The sequence below is a fragment of the Lutimonas vermicola genome, from assembly GCF_038433205.1.
Lineage (GTDB): Bacteria > Bacteroidota > Bacteroidia > Flavobacteriales > Flavobacteriaceae > Lutimonas > Lutimonas vermicola.
On sequence record NZ_JBCDNA010000003.1, the window covers coordinates 563,170 to 586,130 of the forward strand.

Consider the following 22,961-nt stretch of genomic DNA (forward strand, 5'->3'; position numbering starts at 1 on the left):
AACACAATTTATGACAGAATATAGGCCACAACGATTTAATAAAGTTTTAAGAGAACTGAATATTTCTCTAGACAGGGCTGTTGAGTTTCTTGCTAATAAGGGAATAGACATAGATCATAGACCAACAGCGAAGATCTCACATGAGGTTTATACAATCCTGTCTGATGAATTCCAGACTGACAAGAGTAAAAAAGTTGCCTCTAAGGAAATCGGAGAAGAGAAGAGAAAGGAAAAAGAGGAGATACGTTTGGCTTTAGAGAAAGAAGCTGAAAAGAAACGCCTTGAAGAGGAAGCCAAAAGGGCTGAGATATTTAAAACTGAATCTGAAAAGATCAGTGGCCCCAAAATGGTTGGTAAAATTGATATTGATGCCAAACCTGTTGAGCAGGTAGAGTCCCCTGAAGAAGAAGTTCCTGTCAAAAAGGAAAAGGTCGTTGAGGAAGTGATCAAAGGGTCCAAGAAATTAAAAGGACTTAAACAGGTCGGTAAGATTGATGTAGCGCCAAAAGAAAAGCCAAAAAAGGTTGAGGAAAAGGCTGTGAAAAAGGTTAGTCCTGAAACGCCTGTTGCCAAGGAGGTTGTATCTGATGAAGAAGAGGTTGTAACTGAAGAGACCGAAACGCTTAAGACTGAGTATCAAAAATTATCAGGTCCTAAGAAAACGGGAGAGACAATTGATCTTTCCAAGTTTAAAAGACCTAAGAAAAAGGTTGCTGAGTCTAAGAAAGAGAGTGAAAGTGATGCCAGTAAAACCAAAAAGAAGCGTAAAAGAATACATGTTCAACGCCCGGATTTTGGTCAATCAGGTAGAGGAGCCGGAGCCAGAGGAGGACAGAGAGGTGCTCAAACAGGGAGAAAACCTGTTATAAAAGAAGAACCATCAGCTGAAGAAGTTCAAAAGCAGGTAAGGGAAACCCTTGAAAAACTTCAGGGTAAATCCAAAAAAGGCAAAGGAGCCAAATACAGAAGAGAGAAAAGAGACCTTCACCGTCAACAGGCTGAGAAGGATCTTGAGCAACAGGAAGCGGAAAGCAAAGTAATCAAAGTAACTGAGTTTGTAACTGCAAACGAAGTAGCTACGATGATGGACGTTACCGTAACTGACGTGATTTCGGCATGTATGTCATTAGGTTTAATGATTTCTATGAATCAGCGTCTTGATGCGGAAACACTTACTATAGTTGCTGAAGAATTCGGATATAATGTTGAATTTGTAGATGCTGAAGTTGAAGAAACTGTAGAAGAGGAAGTTGATAAACCTGAGGACCTTGAATCAAGAGCTCCCATTGTAACCGTGATGGGCCATGTTGATCATGGTAAAACATCCTTGCTGGATTATATCAGAAACGCAAATGTAATTGCCGGAGAATCCGGAGGAATCACCCAGCACATTGGTGCCTATGCGGTTGAACTGGAAGATGGTCAAAAGATTACTTTCCTGGATACCCCGGGTCACGAAGCTTTTACCGCCATGCGTGCGCGTGGTACTCAGGTAACTGATATTGCAGTAATTGTAATCTCTGCAGATGATGCAATCATGCCTCAGACAAAAGAGGCTATTAGCCATGCACAGGCAGCAGGTGTTCCAATCGTATTTGCGATCAACAAGATTGATAAGCCGGATGCAAATCCCGATAAAGTTAAAGAAGAATTGGCTCAAATGGACCTCTTGGTTGAAGACTGGGGAGGAAAGATACAATCTCATGATGTATCTGCCTTAAAAGGGACCGGAGTCAAGGAATTACTTGAAAAGATATTACTTGAGGCTGAGATACTTGAACTTAAAGCGAACCCCAATAAATTTGCAAGCGGATCGGTTGTCGAAGCTTTCCTTGACAAAGGAAAAGGTTATGTGGCTACGGTGCTTGTTGATGGAGGAACGCTTAAGGTAGGGGATTATATTCTTGCCGGACATCATTCAGGTAAAGTGAAGGCTTTACAAGATGAAAGAGGAAGAAATGTTGAGGAAGCAGGCCCTTCGAGACCGGTATCGATCCTTGGACTTGATGGAGCGCCTCAGGCAGGTGATAAATTTAAAGTTTATGAAGATGAAAGAGAGGCCAAACAAATTGCTGCAAAACGCTCTCAACTGAGCCGTGAGCAGTCTGTAAGGACACAAAGACATATTACACTCGATGAAATAGGAAGAAGAATTGCATTGGGTGGCTTCAAGGAGTTAAACATCATCATTAAAGGTGACGTGGATGGTTCTGTGGAAGCCCTGACTGATTCTTTACAAAAATTATCAACTGAAGAGATTCAGGTGAATATTATCCATAAAGGCGTGGGTGCCATTACTGAATCTGATGTATTGCTTGCTTCTGCTTCAGAGGCGATTATCATAGGCTTTAACGTCAGGCCTTCGGTAAGTGCAAGACAACTCGCAGAGAAGGAAGAAATTGACATCAGGAATTACTCTATTATCTACAAGGTAATTGATGAAGTTAAAGATGCCATGGAAGGCATGTTGTCTCCGGATATTGTTGAGGAGATTACAGGTAGCGCAGAGGTTCGGGAAACCTACAAGATTTCTAAGGTGGGAACCATTGCAGGTTGTATGGTCCAGGAAGGTAAAATTTACAGAAGTTCCAAGATCAGGTTGATCAGGGATAATGTAGTCATCTTTACAGGTGAATTGACCTCGTTAAAGCGATTTAAAGATGATGTAAAAGAAGTTGCCAAAGGATATGATTGTGGTATTCAGATTAAGAACTACAATGAGGTTATGGTGGATGATGTCATCGAAGCCTACCAGGAAGTGGAAGTTAAGAAAAAGTTGAAGTAAAAATTAAAAACAACTTCAATAAAAAATCCCGATCAATTAATTGATCGGGATTTTTTATTGATCTTATTTTATCATTGTGTTATTGACCCTGTCAATATCAGCCATCAAATTTTTTGGATCGATCTGTACATGACTCACTTTTTTCTGAGTCTTAATGGTGTACAAAGGGTTTACCCACGACCAACAATCCAGAACCTTGGCTCCTGTAGGTTTATGGCCATACATCATTTGCAAAGGAATATTAAACCATTCACTGCTTCCATCCTGATAGGTCACCATCAGGTCTATGGGCATCGGCATAGCTCCTTTGCGTTCTAAAGTTATGGTTTGATCTTTTATGGAGCGAACAGCATAATCAATAACCTTAGTCGAATTGACCCAATAATTCATATACCAATTCAATTGGATGCCAGAGACTTTCTCGGCTGTTCTTTTGATATCATTTGGAGTTGGATGTGTAAATTTAAAGTCTTCAAAATATTTTAACAGGGTATTGTCCAGGTTTTCTTTTCCGATGACATAACCCAATTGTGACAGAAAGATACTTCCCTTGTTGTAGGAAGAAACTCCATAAGAAAAATTATATTCAAAATGATCAGCATAGGTGGTTAAAGGTTCTTCCTGTCCGGTATTTACAAGATAAAAATACCTGTTATAATCACTCTCGTTAGGTAATTCCTTTTTCTGATCCATTACCTCGTTCATGGCTGCATCCGAAATATACGAAGTGAAACCCTCATCCATCCATGAGTGTTTTGTCTCATTGCTTGCCAACAGGAACTGAAACCAGCTGTGTGCCAATTCATGGGCCGTAGTGCCGATCAAACTTCCCAGTTTTTCACCTCCTGTAATAAAGGTGCACATAGCGTATTCCATACCGCCGTCTCCTCCCTGTATCACAGAGTACTGTTTATAGGGATATTGCCCAATATGTTTGTTGAAGTAGGCTAGAAGTTTTTGGGTTTTTTCTGGTAATTGTTTCCAGTTTTCAACCACTTCGGGCTTATCATTTTTATAAAAGAAATGGAGCTCAACATCATTTTCGCCCATTACTTTATCGTGAATATAATCAGGATCGGCTGCCCAGGTAAAATCGTGCACATCCGGCGCTATAAAATGCCAGCTTAACTTATCACCCTTGGGGAGTTTTAATTTTTTATTGGTATCCTCATAACCATGTCCAACTTCCTGAGGATTTTGTAAATATCCTGTTCCTCCAATGGTATAGTCTTTGTCAATGTGTATGGTCACGTCAAAATCACCCCAAACCCCGTAGAATTCTCTTGCGATATAGTCATTGACTTGCCAGCCTTCATGATCATATTCGGCTAGTTTCGGATACCACTGGGCCATACTCAGGGCCACTCCATCCGCGTTATTTCTACCGGCTCTTCTGATAACTAACGGCACCTGTCCTTCAAAATCCATTTCAAAAGTTGTCTTCTGGCCAGGGCTTAATGGTTTGTTGAGGGATACCTTCATAATGGTTCCATAAATTTCATAAGTAACCGGATCTCCGTTCTGTTTTAGGGAAATTATCTTTTGATATCCTATTTCACCAGGCTGTAATGTCGCTATTCTGCTTACGAAATCCGGAGACTGAGTCGTGCCTTTATTGACCATCATTCTTGAGTCAGGATCGGGAATATTTTGTAACCTGATATCCATGTCACTTCCGGGTTGAAAGGCATTGAACTGCAGATGGTAAAAAACCTCTTTTAATTCATCAGGAGAATTGTTGGTGTAAATCAGTTTTTGCTTTCCTTTGAACTGATACTTTTCAACATCCATATCTATGTCCATCGTATAGTCTGCATGCTGCTGCCAATAGGTTTTTTGCTGAGCAAAAGACTGGAAAAACAGCATTGCAAAGGCAAGGAATGTAATATATTTATTCATTGATTTTTTATATGGTAAAAAGCCACAAAGAAGGACAGGTTCTTTGCAGCTTTTGTTATTACTTTTTTATGTTTGTTATCTGCCATTGACCATACTGTCAGCCATTTTCAAGGCATTATAAGCATTTAAAACACGTCCTGATCGCGACAGGTCACTAAAAGGCACTAACGCGCCGTCCCCGCCAGGCAGCAACACTTCAAGGTCCACTTTGATCCCTGAATTCATCAGGATGTGCTTTACCTGACTTGAGGATAACTCCGGATAATAAGAACGAATCAATGAAGCAACGCCTGCTACTTCAGGAGCAGCCATTGAAGTTCCCTGAATGCTTTTGTATTCATTTTTAGGGACAGTGGAATAGATTTCCAGTCCCGGAGCAAAAAGATCTACATTCAGTTTCCCGTAATTCGAAAATGAGGCGACAAGATCTTTGTCATAATGTCTCGTCATGGCCCCAATAGTGATTACATTGTCGGTAATCTCATCTACCTTGTTAGGGGCATCAGTGGGGAAATTATCGCTTTTGTCAATATTTTTATGATCGTTTCCCGCTGCATGAACCAGCAAAACATCTTTACTGGCAGCGTATTTGATAGCGTCATAGACCCATTCAGCATTAGGAGAATAGCTTTTGCCAAAACTCATATTGACGACTTTAGCTCCATTGTCTACCGCATAGCGAATCGCCAGTGCGATATCTTTGTCATATTCATCTCCTTCAGGGACTGCCCTCACAGAGAGGAGTTTTACGTTTTTAGCCACACCGTTCAATCCCTTGCCATTGTCTCTGGTTGCCATGGCAATTCCGGTAACATGCGTACCGTGCATTTCATCATCAACCGAACCTATGGTATTCCCGTTGCCATAAGGAACGTCGGTAATGTCATAAGGATCATCATTTGTAGCCGCCCTGCCGTTAAAATCCAGGTTGTACATTTTTTTAACGTTTCCGTAATGTTTGACAGCTTCGTTGATATGCTCACCTACCTCAGCATTTGTGCCTCCGGTGCCCATGACCCTCATCAGGTATGGATTTTGATCTGCTACATCAAGTGCGCTCAAATCAGTTAAGGTATAGTCTTCTTTCCCAAGCTTTTCCTTTGCTGCTCTGTCAACATCTTCAAAATAGATTTTAGTCTTTTGGTAAAGCTCATAGTTCTCGTTAGCCTCATTGATCCTTTTTTCATAATCCTTTTTGACTTTCTGGTAATAATTAAAACCATCCATTTCAGAAACACTCATGTCATCTCTGGTTTTCCCATCGTATTTGGCACGCAGCATTTTGTAAAGTCTGGTCACTTCAAGTTGTTCAGGAGTTGCCTCACCTTCACCGCCAAGAAAATTCCAGCCGTGAATATCATCGACATAACCATTTTGATCATCATCTTTTCCATTTCCGGCAATTTCATCTGTATTGGTCCAAATATTGTCTCTGAGATCTTCATGCTCATTGTCAATTCCGGAGTCAATTACTCCAAGGATTACCGTTGTCCCTTTTTTATCGGCTAAAAACTCATAGGCTTTATCAAGACTCATTCCCGGGATCGAATCCTTATAAATATCGGCATGTGGCCATTCTCTGATCTCCTCTACGGTCATATTTCCTTTCTTGGCCGGTATGTTCACTGCCGTTGCTGAACCTTCAGGCACAGCAATACTGTGGAGGTTCTTTGTTGAGCTACATGCAGAAAGGACAATGGCTAATCCAAGTCCCAAAATCAATCTTCTACTCATTGTTTTAAATTTATATTATAATCAATTAAATATCTCATCGAATCGGTAAGTCTGGTCAAGCCTGACCCCTTTTTCGGTATGCTTCAAGGTGCAAATCTCATTTTTGGCATCATGTTCAAGGAATAAATAATACCTTTTATCTGCTGCTCTGTTAAGGAATCTTGCTTTTTCATCCATGGTGATAAGGGGCCTTACATCATAACTCATTACATAGGGCAATGGAATGTGCCCTACCGTAGGTAGCAGGTCTGCCATAAAAACGAGTGTTTTCCCCTGATAATTCAAATGCGGGATCATTTGTTTTTCGGTATGACCATCGGCAAAGAGAATATCAAATCCAAGCGGGCTGCCTTTTAGCAATTCCTCTTTGGGAAGAGGAACATGATGGAGTTGCCCACTGGCTTCTATGGGATGAATATTTTCTGTTAAAAATGAAGCTTTTTCCCGGGGGTTTGGCTCGGTGGCCCAGGCCCAGTGGTTTTGATTCGACCAAAATTTGGCATTCTTAAAGGCCGGTTCATAACCTGTGCGCGATTTATTCCATTGTATACTTCCTCCGCAATGGTCAAAATGCAAATGCGTAAGAAAGACATCGGTGATGTCATCTCTGTGAAAGCCATGTTTTTTTAGGGAACTGTCAAGGTTTTCTTCTCCAAACGGAAAATAGTAGCCAAAGAATTTCTCACTTTGTTTATTTCCTGTACCGTTGTCAATTAGAATCAAACGCTTACCATCTTCAATGAGCATGCATCTTAAACTCATATCAATGAGGTTATTTGCATCAGCCGGATTGGTTTTTTGCCAAATCACTTTAGGTACAACACCAAACATTGCACCTCCATCTAGTTTAAAATTTCCGGTTTCGATAGGGTAAACCTTCATAAGCAATTTTTAACAGTTGCAAAGATGCAAAAAATAGGATAAAAGAGTGTTAAATAAATCAAAAAAACCTCATCTCCACTTAGGGTGGAAATGAGGTCTATAAGAGGCGTCAAGCGGATTCGAACCGCTGTACGAGCTTTTGCAGAGCCCTGCCTAGCCACTCGGCCATGACGCCAAAAACGGATGCAAATTTAAATAAAAATTTATTGATAACAACCAAAAATACTGCTTATTACTTTTTCTCCAGCTGATATAGCTTTAGAGTTTTCCTTTTCTTGTGGCCTCTTTTACCTTCTTTCAGGTTATTGATGTCAAACAAAGTGATAAATTCTGTTTTGAAATTCATCCTGACATCGGCTGGAATACTGTCGTTGACAAGCAGGGCAAACTGCCCATTTTGGGGCAGTTGATTGGCAAGTTTAACCCGTTTAATGGGTTCACCCAGATCATAAATTAATTCGGGTGATGGTATCAACCGGTCTGTGGAATACAGGTCGATATTTTCCATACCATCTATTGATCTTAAAGTTCTTAGGCTAAGAAATTTATCATTGTCGTACAGTAATTCGGCCATGGGAAATGCAAACAGAAGAATGCTGCAAATAAACAAAATGATCCCGTAAAAGCATTTTTCAAAGGCCCGTTTCCTCAACCAAATAAAGATCATGATACCCAAAGAAAACAGGGCGAGTGAACTGATAAAATAGGCAACCCAATGCGGGCTCATTTGACCTTCAAAAAAGAAATAGACCCCGAACGGAAAAATCAGCCCGATAAAGCCGATAAGGCCAAAACCAAAATTGGCAAGGTATACATCCAGTTTTGGTAATTCCTTTGATTTTTGAATGAGGTAATATATATAAAAACTTGTATTTAAAGCCATAGGTATCAGAACAGGCAGCAGGTATCTTTCTTTTTTTTCAGGAATCAAAGACAATAAAAACACTGTGGCCAATGTCCAGAACAGGCTGAATTGATACATTTTTTTGTTTTCAGTTCTCTTGATCATAAAAGGATATAACAAGGCCAGAAACGAGAAGTAGGTCCAGACACCCGACTGGGTGAAAAAACTCCAATAATGGTAAAAAGGCTTTACACTCCTGTTGGTCCAGGCCAAGGTCTCTTTATCTGCGATAAATTCTGCCGAGCCTGCGTCGGTAAGAAAGATATAGGCTCCCCAGGTCAGTCCGAAAATGACAAATAGGAGCAGGCTTACTAAAAGCGGTTGGATTTTTTGGCTAAAATTTTTGTATTTGTAAACGAATCCGTAAGCGATAAGAAAAGGAAGCAGCAAAGCAAATAATGAAACGGGCCCTTTGCTCATAAAAGAGAAGCCAAGAAATATACCTGCAAGTATCCATTGCTTCCATGATTTCTGATCTGTTTCAAAAGCTTTGAAAAGCTGAAAAATGGCATAGAGCATGAATGCATGGGCGAAGATGTCCCACTGACCGTTTCGACCCGAAAAAACAATATAAAATGAAGTGGATAAGATGAGGGTTCCAATAAATGCTTGTTTTTTGTCTTTTAGAACCTGAAGTCCCAAATAGTAAAAAGTAAAGACTAAAAATACTGCAGACAATACCGCAGGGAGCCTGAGGCCGAATAAGCTCTTTGTTCCAAAAACGGCTGCTGAAAAGGCCGTAAGCCAGGTAGGAAGCGGGGGTTTTTCATACCTGGGCTCCAGGTTCATAGTGGTATGGATCCAGTTTCCGTATTCGAGCATTTCACGGGCCGTAATAAAATTCCTGGCTTCCATGATATTCACTTCCACCACGCTGAGATGCGGAAAGAAAATAGCCAGGCAAACCAAAGCAATAGCCAGCAAATAAGATCTGTTATTCATGTTTGGAATTTTTGATCAAAAGGATATTACGAATGTAAACAATACTTCCGAAAATATGCCCGGTGAAAAGCACCGGGTCCTTTCTAAAGATCGCATAGATAATGATCAGGATGGAGCCTGTGGTACTCAGCACCCAAAATCCCATTGGAAGGATGGATTCTTTTTTCTTTTCAGAATAGAGCCATTGATAGATAAACCTCAATGTGAAAACAACCTGGGCAACGCTACCCAAAACAAGGAGCCAAACAGGGATATTCTCATTTCTAAAAACCCTGTCCATATCAAACTGGTTATTGTTGTAAGTATACCAGACAATAATCAGTGGGAATACATAAAGAAAAATTCTAAACAGCCGGTGCAATTTTTTCCAGAATCCCTGTATCTGTAAATTCCTGATATAAATAAAATAAGTGAGTACCTGACCCAGCATAATGGCAAAATCATCCCTTAACCAGCCATAGACAAAGAGTAAAAAAGAGGCCAGTAAACTCAGTTGCCAGAATAACAAAGGGGTGACGACTTTTTTCATTTTTTCCGATTGAATCCACTGGATCAGCAGGCGTGAAGAAAAAAGGAGCTGGGCCGAAAAGCCTATACTGTAAATGAGCCAGTCACTCATGATCGGTTTCTTAACTTGGCAGAACTATCCACTATTTGGTAGTTGATATATTTGCGCTTCATCCAAAGGTAGGCAAAACAATCTGCCAAAGGGCCAAAAAGCCTGTTCCACAGATGGTATTTGGCTTCCCCGGCTATTCGGGGGAAATGTTGAACCGGAACTTGTTTGATCTTGCCTTCCTGCAACAGGATCATGGCGGGCAGGAACCTGTGCAACCCTTTAAACATGGGTATTCTTTTGGCATAGGTTGTTTTGATGATTTTTAGCGGGCATCCGGTATCATCCATTCCGTCATGCGTAAAGGCTCTTCTTATCACATTGGCAATTGAAGATGACATGTTTTTTACAAAAGAATCCTGTCTGTCTGACCTGACGCCGGTCACCAGGTCAAAATTGTCGATTTCGGCAAGTAAAAGATTAAAATCTGAAGGCGAAGTTTGTAAATCAGAATCAATATAACCCACCAGATCACTTTCAGCATGGTCAAAACCAGCCTTAAGGGCTGCACTTAAGCCTTTGTTTTGTTTAAAACTTATATAGGTAAATCGTTTATCCCTTTGACAGATATCAGCGATCACTTCCTGACTTTTATCTGTTGAGCCGTCATTCACAAATAATACCTCAGCCTTTGAAACGCATATATCAAGGTAATTTGAAAGTTCTGTTTCAACACGCGAAAGATTGTCTACTTCGTTGTAAACCGGAACAATGATGGTTAGTGTATGTTTCATAAAAAGCTCGATTATCTCTCTCTTTCCATAATAATGGTGACCATCTCAACATTGCCACCTATCGGCGGATTGAGTTTGGAAACCTTTATTTTGACTTTATTTGCCAGCGGAATTTCAAGGAGTATTCGGTCAAGGATCAGATCAGCGACCGTTTCAAGTAATTTGGTACGAATGGCCATTTCTTCTCTTACAATCCTGTTCAGATGCACATAATCTACTGTATCAGCCAGTTGATCCGTTTTTGCCGAAGGCTTGAGGTTTGCTTTTACAGAAAGGTCGACCCGGTAATCAGAACCAATTTTACCCTCCTCAACCAAACAACCGTGGTAGGCATAGACTCTAATATTGCTGATTTTTATAGTACCCAAGGATCAAAAATTTCTGCAAATATAATTAATCCATGATGACAGAAGTAATTTTATACTTAAAAGAGGGAGAAATGATTTGAGATATAAGATTTCAGATTTCAGATTTGAGATTTCAGATTTGAGATTTTCGAAGTTTCCTTCCAAAGTCACATTTAATCATCAAAATGAATTTATTTACTTAGCTCTTAGCTCTTAGCTCTTAGCTCTTAGCTCTTAGCCCTTAAGCCTTAGTCCTTAGCACTTAAAACCTAATAATCCGCACTCTCCGGATACTTCGCCATAAATTCTTCCAGTTTATCCACCATTAATTTACTTCCTGCAAAAATAGGGACGCGCTGATGAAGTTCTGTAGGTTTGATTTCAAGGATCCTTTTGTACCCGTCTGTTGCCTTGCCACCTGCCTGTTCAGCCAGAAATGCAATAGGATTACATTCGTATAGAAGTCTTAGTTTTCCTTGTGGTGATTTTGAACTTGTTGGATACATATAGATACCGCCTTTGATCATATTTCGATGAAAATCGGAGACTAATGAGCCAATATAACGGGCAGAGTAAGGCCGGTTGCCTTCTTCTTCCTGACAGTATTTTAAATAGTCTTTTACTCCTTGCGGGAAATGCACATAATAACCCTCATTAATTGAATAAATGGTTCCGTCATCAGGGAATTGCATATGCGGATGCGACAGATAATAGGTCCCTGTTGCAGGATTAAGTGTGAATCCGTTTACCCCAAAACCAGTGGTATAAACCAGCATGGTTGAGGTACCATATACTACATAACCAGCTGCTACCTGAAGATTTCCCGGTTGAAGAAAATCATCCTTGGTCACCGGGTTTCCTATTGGGGTGACACGGCGGTATATCGAAAAAATGGTACCCACTGATACGTTCACATCAATATTTGAGGAGCCGTCAAGCGGATCGATCAAAACGATATATTTATTGTCATGTGATCGGTTTTTTCCTTCAATAATAACATAATCATCTTCCTCCTCACTTGCTATACCACAAACGATCTCCCGGTTGACGAGTGTTTTCATAAAAACATCGTTGGCATAAACATCAAGTTTTTGCTGATTTTCACCCTGAATATTGGTTTCTCCTGCGGCGCCAAGAATATCAACCAAGCCTGCTTTATTAACTTCGTGGTTGACAACCTTGCTGGCGAGCCTTATGGAGCTTAATAAACGGGAAAGTTCTCCTGATGAATACTGAAAATCTTTTTGATTTTCAATGATATATTCTCCCAGCGTGATATGCTTTTGCATTTTGTTTGAGTTTGGACGATTACTATACAAATATGGTTATTTTTGTATACTTTAAAACGTAAATATGGAGATATTATTGAGAGAGGGTAAAAAATCTGATATGGATTCTGTACTCATGTTAATCAAAGAATTGGCTACATTTGAAAAGGAAAGCGATGCAGTTGAGTTGACAGAGAGTGATTTGAAGAGAGATGGATTTGGAGAATCTCCGGCATTTAAGGTTTTTGTTGCAGAACTGCAGAAGGAAGTTATTGGAATGGCACTTTTTTACGAAAGATACTCCACCTGGAAAGGAAGGTCCATTCACCTTGAGGATCTTATCGTAAAACAGGAATACCGGGCGAAAGGGGTTGGGAAGGCACTTTATACCAAAGTACTGACCTATGCTCATGAACAAAAAATGCGAAGGGTGTCATGGGAGGTTTTAGACTGGAACAAAGTGGCCATAGATTTTTACACCTCGACAGGGGCAAAAATCATGGAAGGCTGGCAGGTGGTTCATATGAATGAAAAGTCATTGGAAGCTTTTGTGGGAAAAGTTTGACAGGCAATGTATTTTGATAATTAATCAATGGAAATATTTAAATTCGGAGGAGCTTCTGTAAAAGATGCCGATGGAGTCAGGAATTTTTTGGCAACGCTTCAAAAACTCGCCAAAAAGGATGTCTTGATCGTGATTTCGGCGATGGGAAAAATGACCAATGCTTTTGAACAAATTGTTAAAGGTTACTTTGACAAAGGTTCTGATCTGCATGAAAAACTCCTTAAAGCAAAACAATTTCATTTGGATATTGTTCAAAACCTGGGTTTCGATCGTTATTCACCCATCGTAAAGGAGATTGATGCTATTTTCGACGAGATATCAGTTTTTTTTGAAAAGAACACTTCTGATGACTATGATTATGTGTACGACCAGATCGTGAGTAAAGCTGAATTCCTGTCGACCAGAATTTGCAGCGCTTTTTTACTCAAAAACGGAATTGACAATCGATGGCTCGATGTACGTGATTGTATAAAGACCGACAGCGATTTTAGAAGAGCCAGGGTTGATTGGGAGGTCACTTCCAGGGAAATAAATAAAAGGATGAAAGTGAAGGGGGTCACCATTACCCAGGGCTTTATTGGCAGTGATAATTTTGGAAATACAACAACGCTTGGAAGAGAAGGTTCAGATTATACGGCAGGGATTTTTGCCTACTGCTTAAATGCTGAAGTGGTTTCTATTTTTAAGGATGTACCCGGTGTGCTTAATGCGGATCCCCGAGAATTTGAGCAAACTACCTTAATCGAACAAATTTCTTATAAGGAGGCTATTGAAATGGCATTTTACGGGGCTTCAGTGATACATCCAAAAACCTTGCAACCCCTGCAGAGAAAGGGAATTCCGCTAAGGGTCAGGTCATTTTTAAACCCTGATCTACAAGGAACCTATGTAGGTAGTGAACTGGATATAGTGCCTCATATTCCTTGTTTTATAGTGAAGAAACAGCAAATTTTGATCTCTGTTTCCGACAAGGAATTCAATTTTGTCATGGAGGAAGACATAAGCCATATTTTCAGCCTTTTACATGACTATAAAATCAAAGTAAACCTGATACAAAATTCTGCTATCAGTTTTTCTGTGTGTATTGAAGATAATTTTGATAATTTTAAGCCATTACTTGACAGCCTGATGCCAAGATACAAGGTGAAATATAATGAAAACCTTATCTTGTACACTATCAGGCACTTTAATGAAGAGGTTGTTGAAAAACTTGAAAGAGACAAAGAAGTACTTTTAAAACAAAGGAGCAGAGAAACTGTTCAAGTAATTGTAAAAGCCTAATTTACAAATGAGTCTGGTCAATTCCAAGGAAATAGCAAAAGTCATCAATCTGGACAAGTTCGGATGGTTGGGCACCTTTTTTGGTTGGGTACTCCTAAAGTCTTTAAGAATTTCGCAACTTAACCGAATCTATGAAAGGCACAAACACAAAGAAGACATAGAATTTCTTGACGGCATCCTTAGTGATTTACAGATTCATTTTCAAATACCTGAAGAAGATCTTGAGAGAATTCCCAAAGAGGGCGCGTTTATAACGGTTTCAAATCATCCATTGGGAGGAATTGACGGGATACTGTTGCTAAAATTGTTATTGGAACGAAGACCCGATTATAAGATCATTGCGAATTTTTTATTGCACCGTATCGTGCCCTTAAAGAATTATGTGATGCCTGTGAACCCCTTTGAGGAACACAAAGATGCCAAATCCAGTATTACAGGCATTAAAAATGCTTTGCTTCATCTGGGTGAAGGATATCCTTTGGGAATTTTTCCGGCTGGTGAGGTTTCTACATTTAAAGATGGTAAACTCGCGGTGGATAAACCCTGGGAGGAGGGAGCCATCAAAATTATCAGGAAAGCCAATGTTCCGGTGATACCTATCTATTTTCATGCTAAGAACAGTAAGTTGTTCTATTTCTTATCGAAGCTGAATCCAATATTGCGAACAGCTAAACTGCCCTCTGAATTACTTACTCAAAAAAACAGGTTGATCAAGGTAAGGATCGGAAAACCCATAAATGTCAAAGAGCAGAATGATTTTAACAGCCTTGAGGAGTTTCATCAGTTTTTAAGGAAAAAAACCTATATGCTCGCAAATCCGTTTGAAAAGGAAAGCTCCATTATCAACACCAGGAACTTTAAGTTCCCTAAGTCGGCTAAAACAATTATAGATGCTGTGGACCCTGAACTTATCAGAAATGAATTAAAAGTCCTTGACGAAAAGAACGCTTTACTCTTTACCAGTAAAAGCTACCGGATATATTTTGCTAAAAGCAAATTGATCCCCAATACACTTACAGAGATCGGGAGGTTGCGCGAATTGACCTTTAGGGAGGTAGGTGAGGGTACGAATAAGTCATTGGATCTTGACAAATTTGATAAGTTTTACAAACACCTCTTTCTTTGGGATGATGCGAACAATCAGTTGGTGGGTGCTTATAGAATGGGCTTCGGCAAAGAGATTTTTAAAAAATACGGTATAGAAGGTTTTTATGTGAACGAATTGTTTAAGATAGAAACTGAGCTTTATGACATGATGGAATCAACCATTGAAATGGGAAGGGCCTTTATTGTAAAATCATATCAGCTAAAACCAATGCCTTTATTTTTGCTTTGGAAAGGAATTGTTCATGTCACCCTCAGATATCCTGAATACAAATATTTGATGGGCGGGGTAAGCATAAGCAACAAGTTTTCCAATTTTTCCAAATCCCTGATGATCGAGTTTATGAAGTCACATTATTATGATCCTTTTATTGCGCAATACGTGCATCCCAAAAAGGAGTATAAAGTCAAATTGAGCGTAGCAGATAAAGATTTTGTTTTCGATACGACAAAGGCGGATATGAATAAATTTGACAAGATCATCGATGAGGTAGAACCCGGGAATCTAAGGCTGCCGGTTTTGATGAAAAAGTATGTCAAACAAAATGCCAGAGTTGTGGCTTTTAATGTAGATCCAAAATTCAATAATGCGGTCGACGGACTGATGTATATTCGTATTTCCGACATTCCGGAGACCACTGTAAAACCCGTTATGGAGGAGTTCCAGGCCGAGTTGGAACGAAAGTCAAACCACGAAAAAAACGGATCTTAGAACCAGGGTTTTTTGTTTTCCTGGTAGATAAAGTAAAATTCTTCATCCGATTTGCTGAGGTAAATAATACCTTCAATAAGACCGATCAACCCTGTAAAACCTGCTCCGATTCCACAAGTAAGCACGGTAACAAGCAACATAATCAACCCTTCATTCTGATAACCCAAAACGAATTTATGGATTCCAAAGGCACCGAGAAGAATACCTAATACCCCCGCAAGGATTCTTTTGTTTTCCGCCGGAGGGGGAAGTTTGTTTCCTAATTCATCAACTATTTCCATTTAAAACCAGGGTTTGCTACCAATCTGGTAGGTTTGAAAGAAGTCTTCATCAGATTTGCTGAGGTAGATAATGCCTTCAATAATACCTACCAAGCCAACCAAGGCTGCAAGAAATCCAAAACTAAGCAAACTGACCACTAACATGATAAGGCCTTCCTTTTGATAACCAAGAATGAATTTATGAATCCCCAGGGATCCGAACAAAATAGCTACAATACCGGCAACGATTCTTTTGCTGCCCACGTCTGAAGTGATTTCTTCATAAACCCCTTTGGCCCCTTCAGCAAATTCGGTGGCAGTCGACTTGGCCTCCTCCTGAAATTCCTGAGTATTTTCATCAATATCCCTTGCGATTTCTCTGGCCTTTTCCTTTATTTTTTTAGCGCCTTTTTTGAGTTCGTCCTTAAAATCCTTTTTGTCGTCTTTTTTTTTGTCAGTTTCACTCATTGCACAACTATTTATGGATGAATCACTAACAAATTTATAGAATTTAATAATCAAAACCTATCGTTACAGGTTCTTTAAATTTTACTACTTTTGAATCATACACCAGAGAATTTATGCCATCAAAAACGAAAATTGCAGTAATAGGAGGAGGAAGCTGGGCTACGGCTATTGTCAAAATGTTATGCGAAAATATGAATGAGGTTGGCTGGTATATGCGCAGCCACTATATTATAGAACACATTAAACTGAACAAACACAATCCCAATTATATCAGTTCGGCATATTTTGACCCAAATAAACTGTTCTTTTCAGAAGACATCAATCAGATGATCGACTATGCAGACTATCTTATTTTTGCAATTCCTTCGGCCTTTGTGCAGGCCGAGCTAAATAAGATCAAGGTGCCTTTGACAAACAAGGTCATTTTTTCGGCCATCAAAGGAATCGTACCTGAATCAGGGCTTATCGTAGGAGAGCATTTTAATAAAAAAATGAATGTTCCACTGGAGAACATAGGTGTGATCACCGGCCCTTGCCATGCTGAAGAGGTGGCCATGGAGCGACTTTCTTATCTTACCATTGCCTGTCAGGATGAAAAAAAGGCAGAGGTCCTGGCCGAAAAACTGGCCAGCAGGTATATTAAAACCAAAATTTCTGATGACATTATAGGCACAGAATACGCGGCTATGCTCAAGAATATTTTTGCGGTAGCGGCGGGTATCGCCCACGGTTTGGGTTATGGAGATAATTTCCAGGCGGTGTTGATGTCTAATGCGATCAGGGAAATGAAGCGATTTATCAAAAAGATCCATAAGATGAAGCGCAATATCAACAATTCGGCCTATCTGGGAGACCTTTTGGTAACCGGTTATTCTGTTTTCAGTCGCAACCGAATGTTTGGTAATATGATAGGTAAGGGATATACCGTAAAGTCGGCAATGTTTGAGATGAGCATGGTGGCTGAAGGGTATTACGCCACAAAAAGCGCCTATCTGATCAATCAGAAAAACAAGGCTGAAATACCGATCATCGATGCTGTTTATCGAATTCTTTATGAGAATAAAGATCCAAAACAGGAATTTAATCAGCTTACTGATATTTTGGATTAAGGTGTTGTTAAGGGAGATGTGAGATGTGAGAAGTTTTGTACTTCCCTGATTAAGGGTGATTAGAAAATTTAGTGTAGATATTTTATTTTGTTGCTTTTTTTGCTTCTCCAAAAAAAGAACCAAAAAAAGGAGCCTTTTACGAAGGTGTTTTTTAGGCTTTTCTGTCGAACGCATAAAAATCGTTTAAAAAGCGCTAAATTTTTTCCAAGGCTTCAAAAATTCTTAACGCGCTTTTCAAACTACACTGACGTAAAAGATTCGATCAAAACAACATTTTCCTTTGGAAGATTAATATGACATTTGTATCAAGACAAATGGACAAAGAAAAATCATTCAAATTCAGTAATTTCTTTAAAAGCTTTTTCAAGCCTCTTTTTTTCCTTGTCAAAAGTCTCTTTGTCCCAGTTAAAATACCTGGCGAATTCTTTTATAATGGGGTCTTTGAGTTGGTCAAGTTCAAAAGGATCAAAGTATAACCTGCCTGTTCGCCTCTCAAAAAAATCAAGGGGTTTTAAGATCATTTCAAAATGAATGCCATACCATAATTCGGCTTTGGCCAATCGCAACCCAGCAGCTTCTTGGGGTAATTCCCGAAATTTTTTCAATATATGATCAGTTGCTCTTCCGTAGCGATGCACCAAAGATTCGACACTGGTCTTGCTAAATCCAAAGGCCTGCCATTCGGGCAGTATATTTTTGATATAATTTTTTACCGCTTCGTAGTTTTTAAAAGGTTTTTCGGTGAGGGGGATATTTTCGGTCTGAACGGTTTTAAAACTGAGTTTCCTGTCTTTTGATGCTCTTTTTACAACCAGGTCAACAATGCGTTCTGACATTTTTCTATAGCCCGTTAGTTTACCGCCGGCAATGGATATAAGGCCCGAAGCGGATTCAAAAATTTCATCCTTTCTGGAGAGTTCACCGGCCGACTTTCCTTCCTCATAGATCAATGGCCTCAGCCCGGCCCAGCTGGAAATAATGTCATCTTGTGTTAGTTCAATATCAGGAAACATATTGTTTACAGCATGAATAAGGTATAAGGCATCAACAAGCTCAACTTTCACTGTTTCGGGTTCCTTTTCGAATTTAGTGTCAGTGGTTCCCACATAGGTAATTTGACCTCTGGGAATCGCAAAGATCATCCTGCCATCAGGCACGTCAAAATAAACCGACTGTTTGACCGGAAGTTTTTTATAAGGAAAAACCAAATGCACGCCTTTGGTGAGCTGCAATCTTTTTGATCTTTTAGAAGCCGGGTCCATGTGCTCCCGAACATCGTCCACCCAGGGTCCTGTGGCGTTGACTACATAACTGGCCTTTACGGGTATTTCCTTATGTAAAACATGATCATATACCATGGCCCCGTTGACCAGGTGGTTGGAATAATGCAGTGACTTAAGTTCTGCATAATTAAGGACCAGGGCCCCATGATGCTCAGCAGTTTTCAATACTTCTATGGTAAGCCGTGCGTCATCGGTTCGGTATTCGGCGTAAAAACCTGCTCCTTCGAGGATGTCTTCAGGGAGCAAAGGTTCTTTGAGCAAGGTGGTTTCCTTATCCAGCATCAGTCTTTTGTCATCACCCTCCACGTTAGCGAGAATATCGTAGATCTTTAGACCGATAGAAGTAAGCCAGGAGCCGTAGGTGCCGTTTTCGATAATGGGGAGGATCATTTTATCGGGCACTACCAGATGAGGTGCCAATTTGTGCAGGATGGCCCTTTCGGAACCCACTTCTTTTACCAGCCAGAAATCAAATTGCTTTAAATACCTCAGTCCGCCATGTATGAGTTTGGTGGATTTGGAGCTGGTTCCCGAAGCAAAATCATTTTGTTCCACCAGGGCAACCTTAAGACCCCTGCTGGCGGCGTCGAGAGCAATCCCTGCTCCGGTAATGCCTCCACCGATAACAAGGAGGTCGAAAGTTTTGGAAGCTAGTTTCTCGCTGAGTTTTTCTCTTTGTAAATTTGAAAATGACGACATCTTAATAGCCTTCCTGAATTTGCGTAGGGATACCGTCAATGCTCACTTCATTTTTTTCTTTCCAATAGTCTTTAATGCCTTCTTCTCCTTTTTGTTTTGCCCAGTCATCCAGTTGCCTCCGTTCATCCTTAAAGTCAAAATAAGGGATCGACATGCCACAGGAGGTCTGTACCATGTCAATGTCAATGGAGATGATTTGCCTTGTTCCTGCTAATCTCGGAAAGTGTGCGATACTTTTTGACCACTGCTTGTCATTAGGGTTGATCACTTTTCCTTTTCCGTAAAGCCTTAAGATCATAGGTGCCCCTTCAAAAGCACAGAACATAATTGTAATGCGACCGTCAACACCCAGATGTGCCGCCGTTTCATTACCACTTCCGGTAAGGTTTAACCAAAGCACTTTTTTCTCATCGATCACCCTAAAGCTGTCCATCCCTTTGGGAGAGAGGTTGATTCTGCTTTTATCTGTGGCAGTAGCCACAAAAAAGATCTTTTGTTCTGAGATGAATTTTTGAATGCGTTTATTGATATGATCGTATTGTTTCGCCATGGTTTTTATTTTAATAAGATGCCTCTTTGGTTTAATATGTCGATATGCCTTAATGAGCCTTCTTTAAGACTGTTTTTTTCGAGTATAAATTCTTTTTCAAACATGCGGTTCTCTTCAAAAAAAGTCACCTTAAAATGATTGTTTAACACAAGCAGGTCTTCAGGCATAAGTTCCACTTTCGCAAAGGACTGCGCAGGCAAGCGATCTATTTTATGCCTCATGACCGATGTTTCTTTTTCCTTGTCTGCCCCTTTGGAAACAATCAGCACCATTTCAAGGGGGACCTCTTTTTTATTGATCAAATAAGCATAGTGGTCATTTGACTTAAAGGCCTCATTGTATTCCTGGCTTACGGCCATATATACGTCTTTAACAGTTGGAATTTGTATGTCTTTTTTCATTTTTATGCTCTATGGGTCAATCTTCCCAGTCCATTGATCGGGATACAGCCTTTTTCCAGGTCGCGTAAAGTTTGTCTCTTTTTGCCTCTTCCATGACAGGGTGAAATTCCTTTTGAATCTTTCTGTTTTTAAGGATATCTTCTTTTTTCCATAAGCCGACCCCGATGCCGGCAAGATAAGCCGCGCCCAGTGCAGTGGATTCTATGATTTCGGCTCTTTCAACACGGGTTCCTAATATGCCGGCCTGAAACTGCATCAGGTAATTATTGGCACAGGCGCCCCCATCAACCTTTAAGGCTGCAAGTTTTACACCAGAATCTTCTTCCATGGCCAGGATGAGGTCTTTGCTGCGGTAAGCAAGTGATTCCAGGGTGGCTTTGATCAAATGATTTTTACCTGTATCACGGGTCAGTCCAAAAATGGAGCCTCTGGCATCCATATCCCAATAAGGTGCACCCAATCCTGCAAAGGCGGGAACCACATACACATTGCTATCTCCAATCACCTGTTCGGCAAAATATTCAGAATCCTTGGCATGGTCTATAAGCTGCAGCCCGTCCCTGAGCCATTGAATAGCTGCTCCTGCAATAAGCACACTTCCTTCAAGGGCATATTGAACCTCGCCGTCAAGGCCCCAGGCGATCGTGGTAAGCAAACCATTGGCCGAAAATTTGGGTTTTTTACCGGTATTCATCAGCAGAAAACAACCTGTTCCATAGGTGTTCTTGGTTTCGCCTTTTTTAAAACAGGCCTGGCCAAAAAGGGCAGCCTGCTGATCACCTGCCATGCCTGATAAGGGAATAACATGATCATCAAAAGTGAAATTCCCAAAGTGAAAACACGAGGGCTTTACCTCAGGCAACATCGATTCCGGAATACCGAGCCTGTCCAGCATATTTTTATCCCATTCAAGGTCTTTGATGTTGTAAATCATCGTTCGGGAAGCGTTTGAATAATCAGTGGCATGTACTTTTCCTTTGGTAAGGTTCCACAACAACCAGGTGTCTACGGTTCCAAAAAGCAAGGATCCTTTTTCATTCAGTGCTTTGGCTTTTGGTACATTGTCAAGGATCCATTTGATTTTAGTAGCCGAAAAATAGGAATCAATAACGAGCCCTGTATTGTCTCGTACATATGCATTGAGTGTTGCATCTGCTTTTAATTCTTTACATAACTTACTCGTTCTTACATCTTGCCAAACAATCGCATTATAAACGGGTTCACCCGTATTTTTATTCCAGAGAACAGTGGTTTCCCGTTGATTGGTGATGCCTATACCCAGTATATCAGCTGCATCCACATTATTTTCCCTTATCACATTGTGCAGGGTTTCGAGTTGCGACTGGTAAATTTCTACGGCATTTTGCTCTACCCAGCCGTGTTTGGGATAGATTTGCTCTGTCTCTTTTTGCGATATACCACAGATCTTTCCCGTATCATCAAATAATACGGTTCTTGAACTCGTGGTCCCCTGATCAAGGGCAATGATATATTTTTTACCCATGGTGCTGATTTTTTTGAGATTGGATATTACTGACCACAACCGAGATCAATATACCTGCGATTAAAGCCATTACGATACCATAGCGAATTTGAAAATCATTTTTATAGAGCAATTGATAACAGGAAGCCCCTAAAAAACTCCCAAGGATCGGCCCCAGAATCGGGACCCAGGCATAGCGCCAATCAGATCCTCCTTTGCCCATAATGGGAAGCAGGTAATGCGCCAGGCGAGGACCAAGATCCCTTGCCGGGTTAATGGCAAATCCGGTGGTGCCACCCAAAGCAAAACCGATTACCATGATCAAAGCACCAACTACCAAAGGATTCAGGCCTTCGGTAAAATTTGTTGTCCCGATAAACAGTAAACTAAAAATAAGTACGGCGGTACCGATGATCTCACTGATCAGGTTATGCACGTATGACCTGATGGCCGGAACCGTGGCAAAAGTTGCAAGTTTCGAAATCTTGTCATCGGTTTTTGACCATAGCGGGATATAAAAGATCCATACGATACCGGCACCGCAAAATGCTCCTGCGATCTGTGACAACACATATCCGGGCACCTTGGCCCAGGGGAATTCACCCACAAAGGCAAAACCCAAAGTCACCGCCGGGTTGATATGTGCCCCACTGATGCTTCCCACACCGTAAATGGCAAATGTCACCGCCAATCCCCAACTTACCACAATGGTGTTCCATCCCGAACCAAAAGCCTTAGAATCTTTTAAGACTACTCCGGCCACCACACCACCTCCGATAAGGATCAGGAAAAAGGTTCCTAAGAATTCTGCGAGGTATTGAGACATGGGTTTGATTTTGTTTATGACAATTTACAAATTATATTGAATAAATTTTTTTCTTCTTTTATCTTGATGCTACAATGCTACAATGCTACAATGCTACAATGCTACAATG

Annotated in this window: 20 protein-coding genes and 1 tRNA gene; 5 read left to right on the forward strand and 16 right to left on the reverse strand. The window is 40.4% G+C overall.

The features are described 5' to 3' along the window. The first annotated feature begins 10 nt into the window (after nucleotides 1-10). Nucleotides 11-2,785 carry a translation initiation factor IF-2 gene (gene infB / locus AABB81_RS14515; protein WP_342161278.1) on the forward strand — a complete coding sequence of 925 codons (2,775 nt, stop codon included), beginning with the start codon at nucleotides 11-13 and terminating at the stop codon, nucleotides 2,783-2,785. 63 nt (nucleotides 2,786-2,848) lie between these two features. On the opposite strand, the gene AABB81_RS14520 is transcribed toward infB, so the two are convergent. The 9 genes from AABB81_RS14520 to fbp form a co-directional block, all read right to left on the reverse strand. After that, a complete protein-coding gene (locus AABB81_RS14520; protein ID WP_342161279.1) occupies nucleotides 2,849-4,684 on the reverse strand; it encodes a M1 family metallopeptidase in 1,836 nt (611 codons plus the stop codon). Between the two features lie 75 nt (nucleotides 4,685-4,759). Continuing rightward, entirely contained in the window at nucleotides 4,760-6,418 is a 1,659-nt protein-coding gene (locus AABB81_RS14525) for a S8 family peptidase (protein ID WP_342161280.1), read from the reverse strand. Nucleotides 6,419-6,439: 21 nt separating this feature from the next. Beyond that, on the reverse strand, nucleotides 6,440-7,300 hold the full coding sequence (locus AABB81_RS14530) for an MBL fold metallo-hydrolase (protein WP_342161281.1): 861 nt from the start codon (nucleotides 7,298-7,300) through the stop codon (nucleotides 6,440-6,442). Between the two features lie 104 nt (nucleotides 7,301-7,404). Then, nucleotides 7,405-7,475: transfer RNA gene (locus tag AABB81_RS14535), tRNA-Cys, on the reverse strand. Between the two features lie 57 nt (nucleotides 7,476-7,532). Then, a complete protein-coding gene (locus AABB81_RS14540; protein WP_342161282.1) occupies nucleotides 7,533-9,146 on the reverse strand; it encodes an ArnT family glycosyltransferase in 1,614 nt (537 codons plus the stop codon). Continuing rightward, nucleotides 9,139-9,765 (reverse strand): lipid-A-disaccharide synthase N-terminal domain-containing protein, encoded by a 627-nt coding sequence (locus AABB81_RS14545; protein ID WP_342161283.1) that lies wholly within the window; start codon nucleotides 9,763-9,765, stop codon nucleotides 9,139-9,141. Before AABB81_RS14545 ends, AABB81_RS14540 begins: the two co-directional genes overlap by 8 nt. Continuing rightward, nucleotides 9,762-10,496, reverse strand: a complete 735-nt coding sequence (locus tag AABB81_RS14550) for a glycosyltransferase family 2 protein (RefSeq protein WP_342161284.1) — start codon at nucleotides 10,494-10,496, stop codon at nucleotides 9,762-9,764. The genes AABB81_RS14545 and AABB81_RS14550 overlap by 4 nt, the downstream gene beginning before the upstream one ends. Nucleotides 10,497-10,507: 11 nt before the next feature. After that, the gene (gene folB / locus AABB81_RS14555; RefSeq protein WP_342161285.1) at nucleotides 10,508-10,864 is read right to left on the reverse strand and encodes a dihydroneopterin aldolase; all 357 of its coding nucleotides are present in this window, start codon (nucleotides 10,862-10,864) and stop codon (nucleotides 10,508-10,510) included. A 248-nt stretch (nucleotides 10,865-11,112) separates the two neighbouring features. Further along, the gene (fbp, locus tag AABB81_RS14560; protein ID WP_342161286.1) at nucleotides 11,113-12,132 is read right to left on the reverse strand and encodes a class 1 fructose-bisphosphatase; all 1,020 of its coding nucleotides are present in this window, start codon (nucleotides 12,130-12,132) and stop codon (nucleotides 11,113-11,115) included. 64 nt (nucleotides 12,133-12,196) lie between these two features. Here fbp and AABB81_RS14565 point away from each other — a divergent pair, with 64 nt between their 5' ends. From AABB81_RS14565 to AABB81_RS14575, 3 genes are read left to right on the forward strand one after another with little or no spacing between them, the layout of a single operon-like run. Then, nucleotides 12,197-12,676, forward strand: a complete 480-nt coding sequence (locus AABB81_RS14565) for a GNAT family N-acetyltransferase (protein ID WP_342161287.1) — start codon at nucleotides 12,197-12,199, stop codon at nucleotides 12,674-12,676. Nucleotides 12,677-12,703: 27 nt separating this feature from the next. Next, entirely contained in the window at nucleotides 12,704-13,957 is a 1,254-nt protein-coding gene (locus AABB81_RS14570; RefSeq protein WP_342161288.1) for an aspartate kinase, read from the forward strand. 7 nt (nucleotides 13,958-13,964) lie between these two features. Next, nucleotides 13,965-15,773, forward strand: a complete 1,809-nt coding sequence (locus AABB81_RS14575; RefSeq protein ID WP_342161289.1) for a GNAT family N-acyltransferase — start codon at nucleotides 13,965-13,967, stop codon at nucleotides 15,771-15,773. Here the strand turns inward: AABB81_RS14575 and AABB81_RS14580 are convergent. Beyond that, complete coding sequence (locus AABB81_RS14580) at nucleotides 15,770-16,054, reverse strand: TM2 domain-containing protein (protein WP_342161290.1); 285 nt, start codon at nucleotides 16,052-16,054, stop codon at nucleotides 15,770-15,772. The genes AABB81_RS14575 and AABB81_RS14580 overlap by 4 nt on opposite strands. Next, the gene (locus AABB81_RS14585) at nucleotides 16,055-16,501 is read right to left on the reverse strand and encodes a TM2 domain-containing protein (protein ID WP_342161291.1); all 447 of its coding nucleotides are present in this window, start codon (nucleotides 16,499-16,501) and stop codon (nucleotides 16,055-16,057) included. Nucleotides 16,502-16,614: 113 nt separating this feature from the next. Here AABB81_RS14585 and AABB81_RS14590 point away from each other — a divergent pair, with 113 nt between their 5' ends. Then, a complete protein-coding gene (locus tag AABB81_RS14590; protein WP_342161292.1) occupies nucleotides 16,615-17,610 on the forward strand; it encodes an NAD(P)H-dependent glycerol-3-phosphate dehydrogenase in 996 nt (331 codons plus the stop codon). Between the two features lie 329 nt (nucleotides 17,611-17,939). Here the strand turns inward: AABB81_RS14590 and AABB81_RS14595 are convergent, their stop codons facing one another. From AABB81_RS14595 to AABB81_RS14615, 5 genes are read right to left on the reverse strand one after another with little or no spacing between them, the layout of a single operon-like run. Next, nucleotides 17,940-19,592: a glycerol-3-phosphate dehydrogenase/oxidase gene (locus AABB81_RS14595; RefSeq protein ID WP_342161293.1), complete on the reverse strand. Its 1,653-nt coding sequence runs from the start codon at nucleotides 19,590-19,592 to the stop codon at nucleotides 17,940-17,942. A 1-nt stretch (nucleotide 19,593) separates the two neighbouring features. Further along, nucleotides 19,594-20,142 (reverse strand): pyridoxamine 5'-phosphate oxidase family protein, encoded by a 549-nt coding sequence (locus tag AABB81_RS14600; RefSeq protein WP_342161294.1) that lies wholly within the window; start codon nucleotides 20,140-20,142, stop codon nucleotides 19,594-19,596. A gap of 5 nt (nucleotides 20,143-20,147) precedes the next feature. Next, nucleotides 20,148-20,543: a hypothetical protein gene (locus AABB81_RS14605; protein WP_342161295.1), complete on the reverse strand. Its 396-nt coding sequence runs from the start codon at nucleotides 20,541-20,543 to the stop codon at nucleotides 20,148-20,150. A gap of 16 nt (nucleotides 20,544-20,559) precedes the next feature. Continuing rightward, nucleotides 20,560-22,047 carry a glycerol kinase GlpK gene (glpK, locus tag AABB81_RS14610; RefSeq protein ID WP_342161296.1) on the reverse strand — a complete coding sequence of 496 codons (1,488 nt, stop codon included), beginning with the start codon at nucleotides 22,045-22,047 and terminating at the stop codon, nucleotides 20,560-20,562. After that, nucleotides 22,040-22,852, reverse strand: a complete 813-nt coding sequence (locus tag AABB81_RS14615; protein ID WP_342161297.1) for an MIP/aquaporin family protein — start codon at nucleotides 22,850-22,852, stop codon at nucleotides 22,040-22,042. Before AABB81_RS14615 ends, glpK begins: the two co-directional genes overlap by 8 nt. Nucleotides 22,853-22,961: the final 109 nt, after the last annotated feature.